The following is an 18,188-nucleotide window of genomic DNA, read 5'->3' as shown; positions in this document are numbered from 1 at the left end:
CGATCACTGGGAAGTCACGACCGACATTGGAGGGTCCCATGGATTTCAGCAAGTTCAAGACGAACGATTGGCTCATCATCGGCGGCGGAGCGGGGATGATCGTCTTCGGCCTGTTCTTCGACTGGGCGAAGATCGAGAGCTTCGGGTTCTCGGCGAGCGACGGCAACGCATTCGACTGGTTCCGCGGCTGGTTCTCCCTGATCCTGGTGGTCGGTGCCGCGGTGGTGACGGTGTTGCGTGTGATGGAGAAGCTCGACGACAAGCTCCCCTGGCCGATCATCCTGATCGCAGCCACCGGACTGGCGAGCCTCCTCATGCTGTTCCTCATCGTCACCGGCCCCGACAAGGAAGGTGTCGATCTCGGCCGAGCGATCGGACTGTGGCTGTCGGCGATCTCGACGTTCGTCGCCACCGCGGGTGCCGTGATGAGCTTCACCGCTGCCGGCGGTGACCTCAAGGACCTGACCGACCCGAACAAGCTGAAGTCGGCGTTCGACAACGACGGCGACGCGGCCGGCGAGATGCCGCCGCCCCCGCCGCCCGCCGGCAGCTGACGACCACGGATCGAAAACGTCGAAGGCGGCTCCACCCTCGGGTGGAGCCGCCTTCTCGCGTTCGGGAACGGATCGGTTACAGACCGGCCACGATCTCGGCCATCAGCTCGCCGGCCTCGGTCGGGTTCTGACCGACCTTGACACCGGCGGCCGACAAGGCCTCCATCTTGCCCTGGGCCGTGCCCTTGCCGCCGGAGACGATGGCGCCGGCGTGGCCCATCTTCTTGCCCGGAGGCGCTGTGACGCCGGCGATGTACGCCGACATCGGCTTGCTGACGTTGGCCTGGATGAACTCGGCCGCCTCTTCTTCGGCGGAGCCACCGATCTCACCGATCATCATGATCGCGTGGGTCTCGGGATCGGCCTCGAACTCACGGAGGCAGTCGATGAAGTTGGTGCCCGGAACCGGGTCGCCACCGATGCCGACACACGTCGACACGCCGATGCCCTTCTGCTTCAGCTCGTAGAGCGCCTGGTAGGTGAGCGTGCCGGAGCGGCTCACGATGCCGACGTTCGGACCATCGGCCGAGGGCAGCTCGGCGATCTCACCGGCGGTGATGCCGATGTTGCACTTGCCGGGGCTGATGATGCCGGGGCAGTTCGGGCCGAGCAGCCGCGTGTTCGGGTAGTCACGGACGAGGGTGTTGTAGACCTTCGCCTCGTCCTGGGCCGGGATGCCCTCGGTGATGCACACGATGAACTCGATGCCCGCCTTCGCGGCGTCGAGGATGGCGCCGGCCGCGAACTTCGGCGGCACCACCACGAACGACGCCGTGGCGCCGGTGGCGGCGATCGCGTCTTCGACCGTGTCGTAGACGGGGATGCCGTCGACGTCCTGGCCGGCCTTGCCCGGGGTGACGCCGGCGACGATCTGGGTGCCGTAGTCGCGGTTGCGGAGGCCGTGGTACTTGCCCTGACCACCGGTCAGGCCCTGGACGACGACCTTGGTGTTCTCGTTGACGAAAATGGCCATGGGGGATCAGGCTCCTGCGGCCAGCGCGACCGCGGCTCGGGCGGCGTCGAGCATGGTGGGCTCGCTCCGCAGCTTGTCTTCCGGAATACCGGCGTCGGCCAGGATCTGTCGGCCTTCCTCGGCGTTCGTGCCGTCGAGGCGGATCACGATCGGGGCCTTCAGGTCGACACGACCGAGCGCCTCGACGATGCCCTTGGCGACTTCTTCGCCACGGGTGATGCCACCGAAGATGTTGATGAAGATCGACTTCACGTTCTCGTCGAAGTTGATGACCTCGAGTGCACCGGCCATCACGTCGGCGTTGGCGCCGCCGCCGATGTCGAGGAAGTTCGCCGCTGCGCCACCGACCTGGTTGACGACGTCGAGCGTCGACATCGCGAGGCCGGCGCCGTTGGCGATGATGCCGACGGTGCCGTCGAGACCGATGTACTGCAGGTCTTTCTCGGCCGCCATCTTCTCGCGGTCGTCCATCTCGGTGAGGCCCTTGAAGTCTTCCCACTCCGGATGGCGGAACTCGGCGTTGCCGTCGAGGGTGACCTTGGCGTCGAGAGCGTGCACCTCGCCGGTCGGCTTCAGGATCAGCGGGTTGATCTCGGCCAGGTCGCAGTCGCCCTCGGTGAAGCAGGTGTAGAGCTTGACGAGGATGTCGGCGGCTCCGTCGAGCGCACGCTCGGGCAGCTTGGCGTCGACCGCCGCCTGGCGGGCCGTCGCGAGGTCGAGCCCGTCGACGGGGTCGATGTGCAGCTTGACGATCGCGTCGGGGTTCGACTCGGCGACCGCCTCGATCTCGACGCCACCTTCGGCCGACAGCATCAGCAGGTGCTTCTTCGCCGCACGGTCGAGCGTGAAGCTGGCGTAGTACTCCTCCTCGATGTCGGAGGCGTGCTCGACCCAGAGACGACGGACCACGTGGCCCTTGATGTCCATCCCGAGGATGTTGCCGGCGTGCTCGCGCACCTCGTCGGCGTTGTCGGCCAGCTTGATGCCGCCCGCCTTACCGCGACCGCCGACCTGCACCTGTGCCTTGACGACGACCGGGTACCCGGCGTCCTCGGCGGCGGTGACGGCTTCGTCGACGGTGTCGGCCGGTGCACCCGGGCTCACCGGGATGCCGTAGCGGGCGAAGTACTGCTTGCCCTGGTACTCGAACAAATCCACGTGGGTGGTTCCCTTCTGGTCGGTTGAAGTCTCGGTCGGGGTCAGCCGGCGGGAGCATGCGCGACGGACGCAGATCCATCGACGCGAGACGAACGCTCCACGAGTCCAGCACCCTATTCGTTCCAGCCAGACGGTGCCCAACCGACCCCGTCCCCGGGTTCCGGTTCGGTCGCGGCGACGGCAGACTGGCACGGTGCCCCTCCCACGATTGCGTTCGCCATTCGCCCGGGCGGTCGTCCCGGTGCTCGGCGGCGTCGTCGTGCTCGGCCTGATCGCCCTGTTCCTCTGGGGAATGGCGGCGTGGATCTCGCGTGGTGGTGCCGAGGCCACCGAGCGCATCGCCCCGTCCGAGCTCACCGTCGGTCCCGTCGAGTCGTTGGCCGAGGAAGTCGCCGAGAGCGGTCCCCTGTTCTTCCCCGAGCTCGGCACGGCGATCGGGACTCGGTCGATCGTGGTCGATCACACCGGCGCCGTCGCCGCCGACGGCTGGCGGGTGTACTGGGCGTATCCGGCCGATCGCGAACCGACGTGCGTGGTCGAGCAGGTCGTGGGCACCCGGCTGTTCGTCGACTGCGACGGCCGCGAGGTCGACGTCAGCGAACTGTCCCCGCCCGACGAGGGCGTGTTCCCGCGGGTCGACGGTCGCGAGACACTCGTGATCGACCTGCGCGCCGCCGAGGCGAACTGACCCGACGGTCCGCTCGACGCGGGCCGTTCGGCCCTGCACAGCCATCCGCTCGTCGGCGCACGATCGCACACGCAACGGGTCGGGCCGCCCGTCACGGCACTCACATCGCATCACTCGCCGGGTGACGACGTCGCCCGCAGAACGACGAGAACCGAACCGTGTCGTCCACCTAAGCTCGCCGACGGCGGGCGTGCTCCCGCCGTCGACCACCGATGAGCACCGCAGACCGAACACCACTCCCCTTCCGTTTCGAACCCCCACGCTCCCCGGCGTGGACGCTGGTGCGTCCACGTCTCGTCACGGCGCTCGCCGAGCGGTTCGAGGTGCGGGTCGTCACGGTGACCGGCGGTGGCGGCTACGGCAAGTCGACCCTGCTCGCCCACGCGATCGACGAGAACCGGTTGAGTCCGGCCGGGCGCGACGCCTGGCTGCGTGTGATCGAGCACGACCGCGACCCGGACCATCTGCTGTCGGGCGTGTTCCGTTCGCTCACCGACCCCGCCGCCGAGCCGCCGTCCGCCGTCACGATCGACGACGTCCTCGACGCTGCGTGGGCGCTGGCACCCGAACGCGTCGCGATCCTGCTCGACGACGTCCACCGCATCGAACCGGGCGCACCATCGTGGTCGACGATCGAGATGCTCATCGAACGGCTGCCCACGAACGCGTCGCTGGTCCTCGCCGGACGCACCCGGCCGGCGATCCCGCTCACCCACCTGAAGAGCGCCGACCGACTGATCACCATCGACGAGTCCGACCTCGCGTACACGCCTGCCGAGGCACAGCACATCGCCGAACGACTCGGCGCCAACCCCGCCGCACGCGTGGCGACGTGGCCGGCGCTGGTCACCCTCCAATGCCGGGAGGACGCACGCTCGGGCCTCGACTACCTGTGGGAGCAGGTCATCGATTCGCTGCCGACCGACCGACGCGAACTGCTCGCCATCGCCGCGCAGTTCTCCAACATCAACGACAAGCTGCTCGCCGCGGTCGCGCCGTCGTCGGGGACGACCGCCGGCGAACTCGTCGCCGGGTTACCCCTCGTCGAGCCGGTCGACGACTCGACGTTCCGGCTCCACGATCTGTGGGCCGAGGCCTTGGTCGACGCGGTCGACGACGACCGTCGGCGCGACGCAGCGTGCCGCGCCGGCGAGCACCTGCTCGATGTCGGCGACCTCGTCGCCGCCGCCGAAGCGTTCGCCTTGGCAGGCGACCGCGAGCAACTCGCCGAGGTGGTCCGTCGGGCGTCGATCCGACCACTCGGCAGCGCCCTCGACACCGCCGAGATCATGGCCCTGCTCGACCTCCTCCCCGACGAACTCGCCGAGGGCGCCTCCGGCGAGCTGTTGCGAGCCGCTCGCCTGTTCGCGACCCAGCCGGAACTGTGCATCGACGCCTACCGCCGGGCCCTGACGCTCGCCGAGCAGGCGGGCAACGACGAGGACGCAGTCATTGCGCACTGGCGCATCACCCAGCTCGCCCCCGCCGAGAACCCACACGAGCTCTCGATCTCGCCCGGTCTGCAACGGCTCGCCGACGACGGTCACCGGATGGCCAAGTCGGCGTGTGCGATGCTCCGCTCCAACGCCGCTGCGGTTCGGGGCGACACCGCGACGGCGCTCGCCGAGATCGACGGCTACGAGATCGACGATCCCGATGCAGCGCGCGGCTCCGTGTCGAGCCGACTGCTGTCGCTCGGACGTCCCGAACTCGTCAACTCCCATCTCGACCAGGTGCTCGCCGACGGCGTCAGCGACCCGTTCGCCGGGCAGGCCGTGTGGTGGCGTGGGGAGATCAGCCCCGACCTGGCCTGGCCCATCGCCCGCGAGCTCCCGCAACGGTACGCCCGGCGGAACATGCGGGTCGTCCAGCTCGCCCTGTGCAGCATCGTCGCCCAGATCGGCGTGTCGGCCGGCGACCTCGACGGCGCGCGCCCGTTGATCGACCAAGCGCTCGACCTGGGCGCGACTGCGCAGCCCGGCGACCGACTCTTCGCCGAAGCGGCCGACGTCATGTGGCTCGCTGCCGCCGGACACCACGAACGAGCTGTTGCCGCGATCGCACGGATGGAGTCGGCGATCCCCGTACTCCCGTTCCCGGCCTGGCCGTACATGACGATCCTCGCCCCGATCCGCGCGCTGTGCGATCATCTCGACGACCTCGACCACATCCAGCTCGGCCCCTCGATGCAGCAGGCGGTCGCCGCCGGCGCCGCATGGCGGGCCGCGATGGTCGACGGCGACGTCGGTCCGGCCCGATCACTGTCGTGGTCGCAGCTCGACCTCCTGCGAGTCCACGTTCCGCCCGACATGCTGGTCGACCTGGCGATCGCCGCCTCCGACCCGCCGGTGGCACATCCGGCCCTCGCCTCGCTCCCCGACGCGGCCCGCGAGGTCCAGCGACTCGCGGCCGACGCGCCGGAGCCGGTGCGATCGCTCGCCAGAGCGCTCGGTGACACGTACCGCCCCCGCCCCTCGCGCCCGCTCCACGTCACCACGTTCGGCCGGTTCGCGATCTCCACCGTCGGCGGCGACGTCCTGATCGGCGACCGGTCGCGCGGCAAGGTACGCGAACTCGCCAGCCTCCTCGTGCTCGGTGGCACCGTCGATCGGGCACGACTGGCCGAGCAGATGTGGCCCGATCTCGAGCCGACCCGAGCCCGCGAGAACCTCCGGGCCAACCTCTCCCACCTGCAGAAGGCACTCTCCGTTCCTGGCGAGCCGCCCTACCTGGAGGTCACCGATCAGTTGCTCCATCTCGACCCGACCCTCCTCGTCGTCGACCGGGACCGATTCGAAGCCGAGTACGAAGCGGGGGCGCTGGCCGACCGCCAGTCGAACCCGTCGACGGCGCTGGCGGCGTACGAACGAGCCGTGGCGATCGTCGGCGGCGACTACGTCCCGCACCTCGACGTCGACGAGGTCCGGTTCGACCGGATCCGGCTGCACTCCCTCGAGCTGTCGGCGGCGTGCCGCGCTGCGGAGCTGCTGCTCGCCAAGGGCGAACCCGAGCGATCGCTCGAGCTGGCAACGTCGGTCCTCGCGCGCGATTCGATCTCCGAGCGAGCCGGGCGAACGGCGATCGGTGCTTATCGGGCGATCGGCGCGGCAGCGGGCGCCCGGCAGGTGGCCGAGCAGCTCGTCGCCGACCTGGCCGAGGCCGGCCTCGATGCGGAACCCGAGACGATCGCGGCGGCGGCGCGAGTCGGCGTGCGGGTCTGACCGACCGTCAGGCGGGGTGCAGCACGTCGAGCAGTCGCTCGACGAAGAGATCGGTGTGCTCGTCGAGGTGACTGCGCTTGATCTCGAGCCCGCCGGCGACATCGGCGCCCGTCTTGTGGAGGGCACCCGTGAGCTTGTCGATGCTCTTGCCGGCGTCGAGCGCGAACGTGAGGAAGCAGGCCGCCTTCTTGCCACGCATCGGCGGCAGGTTGGCGATCTTCGGGGCACCGAACGGCGCCTGACCGACGACGAACAGCCCATGGGTCCACGTGCCGACGAGCACGAGGTCGGCTTCCTGGATCGCCCGCAGGTCGGGCTGGCCGACCGACGACATGCCGCTGATCGACCAACGCTCCTGCTGGAGCTTGTCGGCGATCAGGTCGGCCGCCTTCCAGGTGTTGCCGGTGAGACTCTCGACGAGCAGTGCTGCCTTCATCGGTGGAAGAGTCTGCCAGATCGGAGCACCGCGCGGCGAGGGCCGAACGTCATGACCGTCGCGGATGTGACGATCAGAGCTTCTTGAGCGGTGCCCACGCCAGGGCGAGGTGCTTCTGCCCGACGCCCGGGAAGTTGATGACCGCTTCGGCCTTGTCGCCTGCGCCGGAGATGTCGATGATGACGCCCTCGCCGAAGGCCGGGTGGGCGACGTCGTCGCCGACCTTCAGCCCCAACTCCTGCGAGTTGGACGGTTCGGGGGTGTTGCGCGAGCGCATCGCCGACTCGACGATGCGGTCTCGGTGGGCGTCCTGGGCGGCGCTGTCGGTGCCGCGTCCGCGGCGACGGTACGCAGGCGGGTCGTCGTACGGGCGCTCGTCACGATTGCGATAGCTCTGGCGACCGTACGAGGATCGCCCGCTGACGTTGCCCTGCTGGTCGACGAGGGCCTCGGGGATCTCGTCGAGGAACCGCGACGGCGGGTTGTACTGCGTGTTGCCGAACAGCATCCGACTCCAAGCGTGGGAGATGAACAGCCGCTGCATCGCCCGGGTGATACCGACGTACGCGAGTCGACGCTCCTCCTCCATCTCGTCGGGTTCGGTGAGCGCACGGTTGTGGGGGAACACGCCCTCCTCGACGCCGACGATGAAGACGGCCGGGAACTCGAGCCCCTTCGCGGAGTGGAGCGTCATCAGCACGACCTGATCGTCGTCGTCGAGGTCGTCGGTGTCGGCGACGAGGCTCACCTGCTCGAGGAACTCGTCCATGACGGTGAACTCGCGGGCGGAGCCGACGAGCTCGCCGAGGTTCTCGATGCGGCCGTGCGACTCGACGGTGTCCTCGGCCTCGAACTCGGCGAGGTAACCGGAATCGTCGAGGCAGGCCTGCAACAGGTCGCCGGGTCCGACGCCCTCGGTGCCGGCCATGTCGCCGAGCCGATCGAGCATCTCTGTGAGGTGGGCCAGACCGCGTCGGGCCGGGCCGGTGACGCCCGCTTCGTCGGGGTGACGCATCGCCTCGGCGAACGTGATGCCCATCTCGGCGGCGTACGCGTCGAGACGGTCGACGCTGGCGTCACCGATGCCGCGCTTGGGCACGTTGACGATCCGTTTGACGCTGACCTCGTCGGCGGGGTTGATGACGGCGCGCAGGTACGCCATCGCGTCCTTGATCTCGCGCCGGTCGTAGAAGCGCGTACCGCCCACGACCTTGTACGGGATACCCGACCGCATGAACGCCTCTTCGACCACACGGGCCTGGGCATTCGTGCGATACAGCACCGCCATCTCTCGCCAGTTGTAGGCGTCGTCACGATGCAGTTGCTGGCAGGTGCCGGCCACCCACATCGCCTCGTCCCCCTCGTCTTCGGCGTGGTAGCGGACGATCCGGTCGCCACCACCGACGTCGGTCCAGAGGTTCTTCGGCTTGCGTTCGACGTTGTGGTCGATCACGGCGTTCGCCGCGTCGAGGATCGTCTGCGTCGACCGGTAGTTCTGATCGAGCACGATCGTCGTGACCTCGGGAAACGCATCTTCGAACTGCAGGATGTTCCGGAAGTCGGCCCCGCGGAATTTGTACACGCTGTTGTGGACGAGGAATCCGCCGGCGACATACGTGTGGACCCGATCGATCTCGAGGTCGAACACCGGTCCCGAGTAGCGCTCGTGCGCCACTTCGTCGACGGTCCGCACCTCGAAGCGGTCGCCGTCCAACACGAGCACCTCCATACCCGGATGGGCGTTCGCGATCGGCATGAGGTCGTACACGACCCCGCCGTGCGACAACCGGCGTCGGATGTCGAGCCCGCCCGCAGCGGCGAGTGCATGCGCCGATTCGAGCGCCTGGTCGTAGTCCTTGAAGACGGTTTCGTACCGCAGACTCTTCGACGTCTTTCCTTCGCGGAGCCGGAAACCGGCGGCCCGGAGTCGGTCGGCGACGTCGGTGCGGTTCGACGACCACTGGACCCGGTGGTAGCCGACCTCGGCCCGGAGGTCGGAGAACATGGTCAGGTTGACGGTGGCCCGGCGCGCTCCGTTCTGAGGGCGATGGTGCGGAGCGTCGGCCGTCAGCGCATGCTCGTGGAGCAGGTTCTTCGCGCGCGTCTCGGTGTCGATGCTGTCGTACAACCGCTGCAGCCACACCTCGTCCATGGCGAGCCCGCGACCCGTGTCGTGGAAGCACGCCGTCGGCAGGCCGAACTCCGCGGCGAGACGGGCTTCGTGATACGCCGCTTCGGAGAGTGAGTCGCAGATGCGAAGCACCCAGGCGGCGTCCGCGTGCTCCTGATTGGTTCGCACGAGGAGTCCGTGCTTCGCCAGGCCGGCACGTGCAGGACGCGATGCGACGGTGCGCCCGATACGCCACCCTCGGTCGGCTCGGTACATCAGGTAGACGAGCCATCGGTCGGCCTGTGGCACGAGGCGCATCGGGACGAGGTGGCCGGGCGTCGCGACGACCTCGTGCTCGCCGGCACGCAACCGCACGACCGTGCCTTCGTAGTGACCTGGCTCGACGTGTGTCACCACTTCGGACCGCGGCGTCGGGTGCTGCGCGGCACCGACGACTGCGTCGCCGACGGCGAGGGCCTCGATGGGCACGCGTCCGCTCGGAGTCGTCACGAGCGTGCCGGCCGGGAAGCACTGGTCGGTGTCGCCGACGACGGTGACGTTGTGGTGGTCGCCGGCCAGGAGGAGGACGATCTCGTTCTGGGCCTGGTTCGTGTCCTGGTACTCGTCGACCAGGATGTGGCGGAATCGTCGGCGATAGTGGTCGAGGATGTCGGGGTGCTCACGGAACAGCTCGACGACCTTCGCGAGTAGATCGTCGAAGTCCATCGCGCCGGCCTTCAGCAGGCGGGCCTGATACTCGGCGTAGACGTCGGCGTGCTTTCGGTCGAAGATGTTCTCCGCGTCGGCCGCGACCTGTTCGGGCGACTTCAGCTCGTTCTTCCAGAGGGAGATCAGACCGTGGACGCCGCGTGGGGTGAACCGCTTCGCGTCGAGCCCGAGGTCGCGAATGATGTAGCCGGTGAGGCGCACCGCGTCGGCCTGGTCGTAGATCGAGAAGGTTCGCGGGTAGCCGATCGCCTCGCCGTCGCGCCGAAGGATGCGGACGCACGCCGAGTGGAAGGTCGACACCCACATCGTGCGAACGACCGGGCCGACCAGTTCGGCGACGCGCTCGCGCATCTCGGCCGCGGCCTTGTTCGTGAACGTGATGGCGAGGATCTCGGACGGTCGGGCCCCCTGATCGATCAGGTGGGCGATCCGGTGCGTGAGCACTCGCGTCTTGCCCGACCCGGCACCCGCCACGACCAGCAACGGGCCCTCGGTGTGCACGACGGCGTCGAGCTGGTCGGGGTTGAGACCCTGGGTGAACGGCGATGGCCCGTCGCGGCGGGGCGCCGCCCGTTCGGCGAACGACTCGGCCGGATGAGGCATGTCGGCGTTCGGGTCGACCGGCGCTACAGGCTCGGATGCGGCGGGCGGCGCCGACGGTTCGTCGTCGGCAGGATCGGAGAAGAGCGTGGGCGGTTCCGACATCGTGCACCCATCCTAGGGAGGGGGTGTGACGCGCCCGGCGGTCAGCGTCGGGCGAGGGCTGCGACGCCGTCGATCTGGCCGAGCGCCACACCCAGATCGTCGCCCGGGAACACGTTGACGCTGGAGACGCCGGCCGCTTCGAGCGACTCCAGGTGGGCGTGGGCGTCGTCGAGCGTGCCGATCGCTCCGATCTCGCGCCAGTGGTCGGCGGGCATGTCGAGCAGTGCGTCGGCGCCGCCTCGCTCGACCCGCTCGAACATCTCGTCGAAGAACGGCAGCACGGTGAACGCCGGGCGCCGCTCGGTGATCAGACCGGCGACGAACGGCGCGACCCAGCCGTACGCCTCCCGCCGGTCGTCCGACACGGCCATCATCGTGAACGTCACCACCCGGAACGGGTCGGGACCGCCCGCCTGTTCGAGTGCCCAACGGACGTACGTCGGGCCGGCGCCCTCGACGAGGATCACCCCGTCGGCCACCCGGCCGGCGACCGCGAGCGACTTGGTCTGTTGCACCCCGGCGACGACGGGTGGCACCACCGCCGGCGGCTGGTCGAGCCGCACGCTGTCGAGGCGAACCTCCCGACCGTCGAGGGTCACCTCCTCACCGGCGAGGAGCCGCCGCACCGACGAGATGGTCTCGTCGAGCGCAGCGAGCGGCGATGCCGGACGGACACCCATCTGACCCATCCAGTCCTGAACACCGTGTCCGATGCCGGGGAAGAAGCGTCCCGGGGCGATGTTCGCCAGCGTCGCGATCTCCATCGCCGTGATCGGCACGGCTCGGGCAACGGCCGGCATGATGCCCAAGCCGACGCCGATCCGCTCGGTGCTCGCCAGCGCCGTCGCGGCGAGCGAGATCCCGGCGGTGTAGAAGCAGTCCTCGATCAGCCACAGCTGATCGAGCTCGGCCGCCTCGACACGTCGCGCGTAGTCGCCGACCGCGGCCGCGGGGAACGCCCGGTCGAACACCATCCCGATCTCGGCACGTGCCATGGCCGAACCGTAGACGCGATCAGAGTTCGACGAGCACGGTGACGGGGCCGTCGTTGACGAGCTCGACGCGCATCTCGGTGCGGAATCGCCCGGTGGCGACGACGGCGCCGAGTGCTCGGAGCCGCTCGACGAACCGGTCGACGAGCGGTTCGGCGTGCTCGGGGCGCGCCGCCTCGTTCCAGCTCGGCCGTCGCCCCTTGTCGGTGTTGGCGTACAGCGTGAACTGACTCACGACGAGCACCTCGGCGTGCAGCCCGGCCTCGTGGCGGGCGGCGAGCGACTCGTTCATCACCCCGGCGGCGTCGTCGAGGATCCGCAGGTGCCACACCTTCTCGGCGAGCTTGTCGGCGAGCTCCGCATCGTCCGAGTGGGTCGCACCGACGAGCACACACAGACCCGGACCGATCTCACCGGACCGCTCCGAGGCATCGCCGGTGACGACGTCGACACTCGCCCGGGTCACCCGTTGCACCAGCGCTCGCACGATCGAAGGATGCCACGACTCGCCCGGTGGGCGACAATGGCGGGGTGACGACCGCCCCCATCCAGCTGACGACCGAACGCATCAGCGCGACCATCGACCCACGTCGGGGCGGACGCCTCACACAGTTGACGGTCGACGGTGCGCCGCTGCTCGTGGGCTACGACGACGCGGCCGAGGTGCTCGCCGGCGGAGTTGCCGGGGAAGTCGGCGCCGACGATGCCGGCGAGGTGCCGGCCACGGGGTGGGGCTCGTTCCCGATGGTGCCGTGGGCCGGCCGTATCCGCCACGGCCGCTTCTCGTTCGGCGGCAGTGAGTACCACCTGCCGATCAACCACGAAGACCATGCGATCCACGGCGTCGGCTTCATCGCAGCGTGGGACACCGCTGCGGTCGACCCACGCTCGGCCCGGCTGCATTTCTCGATGCCGGCCGACCACACCTGGCCGTTCGGTGGCGAAGTCGCACAGCGATTCGAGGTGGACGCCACCGGCATCACGACGACCATGACCGTCACGGCCACCGACCGACCGTTCCCGGTCTCGTTCGGCTGGCACCCCTGGTTCCGAAAGCCGTCGGCGGTCGTGTTCTCCCCCACGTCGATGTACCGGCGCGACGACGACCACGTCGCCGTCGACGAGCTGATTCCGGTCCCCGACGGGCCGTGGGACGACTGCTTCGTCAATACCGAGCCGGTGACGCTGTCGGTCGGCGACATCGCCGTCCGCATCACCTCCGACTGCGATCACTGGGTCGTCTACGACGAGCGCTCGTACGCGACGTGCGTCGAGCCACAGACGGGTCCGCCCGACGCGTTCAACATCGCTCCTCGTCGGCTCGAGCCGGGCGAGTCGGTCTCCGCCTGGTATCGCATCGCCGTCGAATGACCGACCACCGACCGTCGCATCGCGCCTAGGGTCGTCGACCGAGGATTTCTCGAACGTCGTCCGCGAAAATCGCGAGATCCCCGCCTCCGACACCTCTGGACACACAGAGGAGGAGGCTCATGCATCATGTCGACCATCACGGATTCCCAGCTCGTCAGCGCGTATCTCTCCGGCGATCGGAGCGCGCTCGCCGGGATGTACGACCTGTACGGCGCAACGCTCTACGACACCGCGGCGGCGATGACCGGCAATCGGCACGACGCTGCCGACGTGGTGCAGGACGTGTTCGTGGTGGCGGCCGAACGGCTCGGCCAGCTGCGCGACCCCTCGCGTCTCAAGCCGTGGTTGTTCGCGATCTTGCGCAACGAGGTGTACCGACGCACCAAGAAGGGTCGACGGGCAGTCCCCACCGACTTCACCGAGGCGGCGGCTGAGATGCAGCTCCCGCCCGACGAGCACGACGCGACCGCCGGCGTCGAGTACGACGAGCTCGCCGCCCTCGTGCGCGGAGCGGCAGCCGGCCTCGACGAACGCGACCAACTCGTGCTCGAACTCAGCGTGCGCCAGGGTCTCGACGGCGCCGACCTCGCGGACGCACTCGGCGTCTCCGCCCAACAGAGCTACGGCCTGGTGCACCGGATGCGTCAGCGCACCGAGCGGAGCCTCGCAGCGTTCTGTGTAGCTCGGCGCGGCCGCAAGGAGTGCGACGAGCTGGCGAAGATCCTGCAGGGCTGGGACGAGCAGTTCTCGGTCCTGATCCGCAAGCGCGTCGCCCGCCACATCGACCAGTGCGACATCTGCGAGCGCACTCGGAGCAAGGTCGTTCCGCTCGCCCTGTTCGCCGGCGCTCCGGCGTTCGCCGCTCCCCCGGCCCTCCGCGACCGGGTGCTCGCAGCGACCACGAACATCACACCGGCCGGAGGCAGCGGCGCCGGCGGTGCCGCCTCGTACGGGTTCGGTCGCCCGGGTGGGTTCCCGTCCGCGCTGCGGCACCTCCACAAGCTGGCGCTCCTGGTCGTCGGCATCGCAGCGTTGGTCGTGCTGACGGCGGGCACCGCGGTCTACGTCCTGGCAGACGGATCGACCGAACAGGTGGCAACCGCACCGATCGGGTCCACGTCGACGACCACCACGTCGCCGGACCCGACCTCGCCCGCACCCGCCACGACGGTCGCCGCCGCTCCCCCGGTCGCACCGAGCACGACGACGACACCGAGCACCTCCACCTCGACCAGCACCTCGACCAGCACTTCGACCAGCACGACATCCACCACGTCGACCACGACCACGACGCTCCCGGTCACGACGTCGACCACACCGACGCTGAGCGCCAACCCGATCGCCCCGACGACCACCACCACGACCACCACCGCGCCACCCGCACCGCCGCCTCCACCACCCACCACGGTGCCCGCGACGACGAGGCCCACGACCACGACGACCACGCCCGGGTCGTTGCAGCTGTCGGCCGGCAGCGTCGACCTCGGTCGGACGAGCCCGTCGGCGACGGTCACGGTGTCCAACCCGGGCGGGGCGCCGATGACCTGGTACACGTTCAGCGGGCCGCTCGGCTTCCGAGGAGCATCGTCACCGTTCTCGATCTCACCGACGCAGGGCGAGCTCGCACCGGGCGCGTCGGCGACCATCACGATCTCGGTCGACCGGACATGGTCGACCGAAGGCCCGGTCGCTCAGTCGTTCACGTTCTACGGCGACGGAGCGGAGGCGACCGTCGACGTCACCGCTGCGATCGCCCGTCCCCCGGCCATGAAGCTCATCCCGCCGCCGACCCACGTGTGCCAAGCCTCACAGCTCAGCTGGATCTCGTGGCAGGCGGGCATCTCGGACGAGTCGCCACCGATCACCGCAGGCATCACGATCGTCACGCCCGGTGGCCAGACGGCGTTCGAGCCGCTCCTCCCCGATGGCAACACGTACTACGGGTCGTTCAACCTCGACCGCGACGGGGACACGGTGCCCGATCCCGGCATCCATTCGTGGACGGCGTCGGCGGTCGATCGTCACGGCTACCGCACCACCGAGAGCGGCACGGTCTCGGTCGGCACCGACGGCACCCACTGCTGACGGAATGCCACGCTGCGTGACCGACGTTCGGTTACCTCCAGGTAACTCAGGCCGGTAGTCTGTCCTGATGCCCCCGGCCGGACATGATCCCCACGCGCCCCTGTCGCTCGCGTATCTCACGTATCGCGGCAAGCCGCACGTCGGCGGCCAGGGCATCTACACCCGGCACCTGACCAAGGCGCTGGTCGATCTCGGCCATCATGTCGAGGTCTTCGCCGGCCAGCCGTACCCGGTGCTCGACGAACGGGTCCCGCTCACCAAGCTCCCCTCGCTCGACATCTTCAACGACCAGTACCCCGGTCGTTTCCCGGCGTACTGGGAGTTCAAGAGCCGCTACGACCTGCTCGAGGCGGCCGTGTTCTGCACGGGGCAGTTCCCCGAGCCGCTCGCCTTCAGCGCTCGGGTCGATGCCCACCTCTCGAAGCGACTCGGCGAGTTCGACCTCGTCCACGACAACCAGTCGCTCGGCTACGGCATCGCAAAGCTCGAAGAGAAGATCCCGCTCATCGTCACCCTGCACCATCCGATCACCCGCGATCGTGCGCTCGAGATCGAAGCGGCGCCGAACTGGTTCAAGAAGCGCGCCGTCGGCCGGTGGTACAGCTTCGTGCGGATGCAGGGCAAGGTCGCGTCGCGCGTCCCCCGAGTCGTGGTCGTGAGCGAGAACTCGATCAACGACATCCACACCGACATGGGCGTCCCGATGGAGAACATGCGGCTCGTACCGGTCGGTGTCGACCCCGAGCTGTTCCGTCCCCTCGACGGCGTCGAGCACATCCCCGGCCGTCTGATCACGACCGCGTCGGCCGACGTGGCCATCAAGGGGCTCGCCTATCTGATCGAGGCCATGGCCAAGTTGCGCGCCGACGGCGCCGACATCACGCTCACCGTCATCGGTCGCGCCAAGCCGGGCAAGTCGATGGATCTGATCGAGCAGTACGGGCTCGCCGATCACATCGAGTTCGTCTCGGGTGTGCCCGACGAACGCATCGTCGAGCTGTACTCGCAGGCCGAGCTCGCCGTCGTGCCGAGCCTCTACGAGGGGTTCTCGCTGCCGGCGATCGAGGCGATGTGCTCCGGCACGCCGCTCGTCGCCACCGACGGCGGCGCCCTCCCCGAAGTGACCGGACAGGACGGCGAGACCGTCTTCCGGTGCCGGAAGGGCGATGCCGACGATCTGGCCGCCACGATCCGCCGGGCACTCGACAACCCCGACGCACGTGCACGGGTCGGCGAGGCCGGTCGCCAGCGCGTGCTCGAACGCTGGACCTGGCGTCGTTGCGCGGAGCTGACCGTCGAGCAGTACCGCGAGGTGCTCGCCATGCCGCAGAACATCCAGAAGCTCGCCGCCAACGGCCGGATCTGACCATGCTCACCATCCGCTTCGACGAACTGGGCCTGCGGCCCGACGACCGAGTCCTCGACGTGGGGTCCGGGTTCGGTCGCCACGTCTACGAGTGCGCCCGCCGCGGCGCCCGCGTGGTCGCACTCGACTACGCCGCCGACGAGGTGGTCGAGACGCGAGACACCCTCGCCGCAATGGTCGAGCAGGGCGAGATCACACCCGACCGATTGATCGGTGTGCTGCAGGGCGACGCGACACGGCTTCCGTTCCCCGACGACACGTTCGACGTCGTGATCACGTCGGAAGTGCTGGAACACATCCAAGACGACGTCGCCGCGATCTCCGAGATGGTCAGAGTGCTGAAGCCGGGCGGCCGATTCGCCGCCACCGTGCCGGCCTGGTCGCCCGAAGTCGTCAACTGGAAGCTGAGCGACGAGTACCACGCGCCGAAGTCGGTCGGTGGGCACGTCCGCATCTACACCAAGACCGAGCTGCGGGCGAAGCTGCGTACCGCAGGCCTCGACGTCGACGGCTACCACCGGGCACACGCTCTGCACTCGCCGTACTGGTGGCTCAAGTGCGCCGTCGGCCCCACCAACGACGACCACCCGATCGTGGTCAAGTACCGCAGTTTCCTCGAATGGGACATCATCGAGCAGCCGGCCAGCACGAAGGTCGCCGAACGTGTGCTGTCACCCGTGTTGGGCAAGAGCTCGGTGCACTACGCGACGAAGCGAGATGACGGATGAGTCGCATCCCCGACCTGCCCGGCGTCATCTCGAGCGACGAGATCGTCGCATCGGCGGAGCACCTGGCAGGTCTGCAGACCGACAGCGGCATGATCCCGTGGTGGCCGGGCGGTCACTGCGACGCGTGGAACCACGTCGAGTCGGCGATGGCACTCGACGTGGCCGGCCTGCATCGTGAAGCGGAGCGGGCGTACGAGTGGCTCGCCGACATCCAGCGCCCCGACGGCAGCTGGCACAACTACTACCTGCCCGACGGCGACCGCGACATGGCGGTCGAGGACGACAAGGTCGACACGAACGTCGTCGCGTACATCGCAACCGGCGTGTGGCACCACTGGAAGTGCACCAGCGACCGCAGCTTCGTCGACAATCTGTGGCCGACCGTCGAGCGGGCGCTCGACCACGTCCTGTCCCTCCGCAAGGACGACGGACTCGTCCTCTGGGCGGTCGAGGCGGACGGCACCCGCCGCTGGGACTACGCACTGCTCACCGGCTCGTCGTCGATCCAGCACGCGCTCCGCTGTGGCGCCGCCGTCGGTCTGGCGACCGGCTCGCCCCGACCCGACTGGGTCGACGCCGCCGACCGCATGTGCTCACTGATCGCGAACGAACCGCTGGCCTTCCAGCCGAAGACCCGTTGGGCGATGGACTGGTACTACCCCGTCCTCACCGGTGCGATCGAGGGTGAGGCGGCCAAGATCCGCCTCGCCGACGGCTGGCCGACGTTCTCGATGGAAGGACTGGGCATCCGGTGCGTCAGCGACGAGCCGTGGATCACGGCGTCGGAGACCGCCGAGGCATCGCTCGCCTACGCGTCGATCGGTGAGTTCGCGACGGCGACCGATCTGCTCCGCTGGACCCGGTCACATCGCTGCCCCGACGGCAGCTACCTCACCGGTCTCGTCTACCCCGACAAGGTCGTGTTCCCCGAGGGCGAGACCAGTTCGTACACGGCGGCCGCCGTCGTCCTCGCTGCCGACGCGATCGCCGGCGCGAGTCCGGGCAGCGACCTGTTCGTCCGGTCGTCGCTGCGCCCGTCCTGACCGTCTGACCCGACGACCCGACCCCGAGG

At 69.0% G+C, this 18,188-nt stretch carries 14 protein-coding genes; 8 read left to right on the top strand and 6 right to left on the bottom strand.

Translation table 11 applies throughout. The annotated features are described in order from the left end of the window. The first annotated feature begins 38 nt into the window (after positions 1-38). Positions 39-554, top strand: a complete 516-nt coding sequence (locus BDK89_RS04650) for a hypothetical protein (RefSeq protein ID WP_133867836.1) — start codon at positions 39-41, stop codon at positions 552-554. Between the two features lie 76 nt (positions 555-630). Here BDK89_RS04650 and sucD read toward each other — a convergent pair whose 3' ends face one another. Continuing rightward, the gene (gene sucD / locus BDK89_RS04645) at positions 631-1,527 is read right to left on the bottom strand and encodes a succinate--CoA ligase subunit alpha (protein ID WP_133867835.1); all 897 of its coding nucleotides are present in this window, start codon (positions 1,525-1,527) and stop codon (positions 631-633) included. A 6-nt stretch (positions 1,528-1,533) separates the two neighbouring features. After that, the gene (gene sucC, locus BDK89_RS04640) at positions 1,534-2,685 is read right to left on the bottom strand and encodes an ADP-forming succinate--CoA ligase subunit beta (RefSeq protein WP_133867834.1); all 1,152 of its coding nucleotides are present in this window, start codon (positions 2,683-2,685) and stop codon (positions 1,534-1,536) included. A gap of 193 nt (positions 2,686-2,878) precedes the next feature. Between sucC and BDK89_RS04635 the strand changes: the two genes are divergently transcribed. Then, on the top strand, positions 2,879-3,373 hold the full coding sequence (locus BDK89_RS04635) for a hypothetical protein (RefSeq protein WP_133867833.1): 495 nt from the start codon (positions 2,879-2,881) through the stop codon (positions 3,371-3,373). Positions 3,374-3,585: 212 nt separating this feature from the next. Beyond that, positions 3,586-6,594, top strand: coding sequence for an AfsR/SARP family transcriptional regulator (locus BDK89_RS04630; RefSeq protein WP_133867832.1), 3,009 nt, complete (start codon positions 3,586-3,588; stop codon positions 6,592-6,594). A 7-nt stretch (positions 6,595-6,601) separates the two neighbouring features. Here BDK89_RS04630 and BDK89_RS04625 read toward each other — a convergent pair whose 3' ends face one another. The 4 genes from BDK89_RS04625 to dtd all read right to left on the bottom strand — a co-directional run bounded on the left by BDK89_RS04625 (position 6,602) and on the right by dtd (position 12,053). Next, positions 6,602-7,030, bottom strand: coding sequence for a flavodoxin family protein (locus BDK89_RS04625; protein WP_133867831.1), 429 nt, complete (start codon positions 7,028-7,030; stop codon positions 6,602-6,604). 73 nt (positions 7,031-7,103) lie between these two features. Continuing rightward, complete coding sequence (locus BDK89_RS04620; RefSeq protein WP_133867830.1) at positions 7,104-10,574, bottom strand: UvrD-helicase domain-containing protein; 3,471 nt, start codon at positions 10,572-10,574, stop codon at positions 7,104-7,106. A gap of 41 nt (positions 10,575-10,615) precedes the next feature. Further along, positions 10,616-11,569, bottom strand: a complete 954-nt coding sequence (locus BDK89_RS04615) for an LLM class flavin-dependent oxidoreductase (protein WP_208293963.1) — start codon at positions 11,567-11,569, stop codon at positions 10,616-10,618. A gap of 19 nt (positions 11,570-11,588) precedes the next feature. After that, positions 11,589-12,053: a D-aminoacyl-tRNA deacylase gene (dtd, locus tag BDK89_RS04610; RefSeq protein ID WP_133867829.1), complete on the bottom strand. Its 465-nt coding sequence runs from the start codon at positions 12,051-12,053 to the stop codon at positions 11,589-11,591. 44 nt (positions 12,054-12,097) lie between these two features. Here dtd and BDK89_RS04605 point away from each other — a divergent pair, with 44 nt between their 5' ends. From BDK89_RS04605 to BDK89_RS04585, 5 genes are all read left to right on the top strand, one after another. Continuing rightward, complete coding sequence (locus tag BDK89_RS04605) at positions 12,098-12,937, top strand: aldose 1-epimerase (protein ID WP_133867828.1); 840 nt, start codon at positions 12,098-12,100, stop codon at positions 12,935-12,937. A 126-nt stretch (positions 12,938-13,063) separates the two neighbouring features. Then, positions 13,064-15,022, top strand: coding sequence for a sigma-70 family RNA polymerase sigma factor (locus BDK89_RS22055; protein ID WP_133867827.1), 1,959 nt, complete (start codon positions 13,064-13,066; stop codon positions 15,020-15,022). Between the two features lie 67 nt (positions 15,023-15,089). Further along, entirely contained in the window at positions 15,090-16,388 is a 1,299-nt protein-coding gene (locus BDK89_RS04595) for a glycosyltransferase family 4 protein (RefSeq protein WP_133867826.1), read from the top strand. A gap of 2 nt (positions 16,389-16,390) precedes the next feature. Continuing rightward, complete coding sequence (locus tag BDK89_RS04590; protein WP_133867825.1) at positions 16,391-17,116, top strand: class I SAM-dependent methyltransferase; 726 nt, start codon at positions 16,391-16,393, stop codon at positions 17,114-17,116. Next, the gene (locus tag BDK89_RS04585; RefSeq protein ID WP_133867824.1) at positions 17,113-18,159 is read left to right on the top strand and encodes a prenyltransferase/squalene oxidase repeat-containing protein; all 1,047 of its coding nucleotides are present in this window, start codon (positions 17,113-17,115) and stop codon (positions 18,157-18,159) included. Before BDK89_RS04590 ends, BDK89_RS04585 begins: the two co-directional genes overlap by 4 nt. Positions 18,160-18,188 lie beyond the last annotated feature (29 nt).

It is taken from the genome of Ilumatobacter fluminis, assembly GCF_004364865.1.
Taxonomy (GTDB): domain Bacteria; phylum Actinomycetota; class Acidimicrobiia; order Acidimicrobiales; family Ilumatobacteraceae; genus Ilumatobacter; species Ilumatobacter fluminis.
The sequence above is the reverse complement of the archived record's forward strand: the minus strand, read 5'-3'. Positions and strand labels throughout refer to the sequence as shown.

Bases quoted from the DNA above. Each gene is read 5' to 3' on its own strand.
- BDK89_RS04585 (WP_133867824.1), top strand. From the start codon at position 17,113: ATGAGTCGCATCCCCGACCTGCCCGGCGTCATCTCGAGCGACGAGATC.
- sucD (WP_133867835.1), bottom strand. From the start codon at position 1,527: ATGGCCATTTTCGTCAACGAGAACACCAAGGTCGTCGTCCAGGGCCTG.
- BDK89_RS04615 (WP_208293963.1), bottom strand. From the start codon at position 11,569: ATGGCACGTGCCGAGATCGGGATGGTGTTCGACCGGGCGTTCCCCGCG.
- BDK89_RS04620 (WP_133867830.1), bottom strand. From the start codon at position 10,574: ATGTCGGAACCGCCCACGCTCTTCTCCGATCCTGCCGACGACGAACCG.
- BDK89_RS22055 (WP_133867827.1), top strand. From the start codon at position 13,064: ATGTCGACCATCACGGATTCCCAGCTCGTCAGCGCGTATCTCTCCGGC.
- BDK89_RS04595 (WP_133867826.1), top strand. From the start codon at position 15,090: ATGCCCCCGGCCGGACATGATCCCCACGCGCCCCTGTCGCTCGCGTAT.
- BDK89_RS04625 (WP_133867831.1), bottom strand. From the start codon at position 7,030: ATGAAGGCAGCACTGCTCGTCGAGAGTCTCACCGGCAACACCTGGAAG.
- BDK89_RS04590 (WP_133867825.1), top strand. From the start codon at position 16,391: ATGCTCACCATCCGCTTCGACGAACTGGGCCTGCGGCCCGACGACCGA.
- BDK89_RS04630 (WP_133867832.1), top strand. From the start codon at position 3,586: ATGAGCACCGCAGACCGAACACCACTCCCCTTCCGTTTCGAACCCCCA.
- BDK89_RS04650 (WP_133867836.1), top strand. From the start codon at position 39: ATGGATTTCAGCAAGTTCAAGACGAACGATTGGCTCATCATCGGCGGC.